Origin of the sequence: Photorhabdus sp. RM71S (assembly GCF_042879355.1) — a bacterium.
Lineage (GTDB): Bacteria > Pseudomonadota > Gammaproteobacteria > Enterobacterales > Enterobacteriaceae > Photorhabdus > Photorhabdus kayaii.
The window spans coordinates 1-856 of record NZ_JBHFKV010000147.1; the positions used below are offsets into that span (position 1 = coordinate 1).

3 protein-coding genes are annotated in these 856 nt (G+C 53.0%); all 3 read right to left on the reverse strand.

Annotation, left to right across the window (positions count from 1 at the left end; translation table 11 throughout):
- Window positions 1-297: phage portal protein (locus ACGF5R_RS24165; protein WP_387693159.1), on the reverse strand; the 297-nt coding region annotated here is incomplete at its 3' end.
- Between the two features lies 1 nt (window position 298).
- The gene (gene gpW, locus ACGF5R_RS24170) at window positions 299-562 is read right to left on the reverse strand and encodes a gpW family head-tail joining protein (RefSeq protein WP_036847803.1); all 264 of its coding nucleotides are present in this window, start codon (window positions 560-562) and stop codon (window positions 299-301) included.
- Window positions 563-586: 24 nt separating this feature from the next.
- The coding region (locus tag ACGF5R_RS24175) for a terminase gpA endonuclease subunit (RefSeq protein ID WP_387693160.1) at window positions 587-856 on the reverse strand (270 nt) is incomplete at its 5' end.

Here is an 856-nt window from a genome sequence, read left to right on the forward strand (position 1 = left end):
AGGTTTGATAATGGGACGGAAATTAGCCCCGATAGCATTGTCAAGAACTCGGGTGATCGCACCGCTGGCCCAGCCATCATTCCTTGCCAAATCACGGACACGCGACACAATGCGGTCGCGATAGATATTGATTTCGTTGTCTGGCGACCACAGCGCCGGCTGCCAGTTTGCCAGCTGATCGCTGAATGTGTCGGCGGCGTCATACGGAACACGACTACCGCCAACCAGCATAGACAGCTTCGGACGTGATGGCGGCAACGGCTGTCCGTTTGGGCCTAGAATTCGTATTTCACTCATATCAGTACCTGAGCCTTATCGGGCGCCGTGGCCGTGAGACAATGCCCAGTTGAGCTTGTAAGAGTTGGATCAGCGCCAGTAAATCCGCCAGCGAGCTTTGTTGATACGAAACTGAACGGGTGCCGTCTCCCTGCGTGTAAGAAAAAGACACGCCCCGGCTTCCCGTCGCCAGATCGATATAAGCCTGTTGGGCTTTCGCTAGCGCATCTTGCAGTTGCTCACGCGTCATTGCACCCGCTAATAAACTCGTGTTTCTGTTAAACATAAATATCCTTGAGATAGCTGAGGGTTAAGAGGGCAAAAGTTGAGACATACGCTTACGCTTCGGCTTTTCCGGTTCCTGAATAATGACGCCGGGATATTGCAAGCTTGGCTTTTCTTCCGGTTCTGCGGGCGGGGGCAATAATCTGCCCGGATTTTCTGTGATGCTTGTGGCTAGTGCATTCAATTTTAGTCCCATATGCAGCAAGCCACACAGCGCAGCATAACCATAAACCCGACAGTCCAGCGCTTCATTAGCACGGCCCGGTAATTGCTCCCACACTCGGAAACGCTGCCC

What these genes read in the sequence shown, in the direction of transcription:
- gpW (WP_036847803.1), bottom strand. Translation starts at nt 562, where the DNA reads ATGTTTAACAGAAACACGAGTTTATTAGCGGGTGCAATGACGCGTGAG.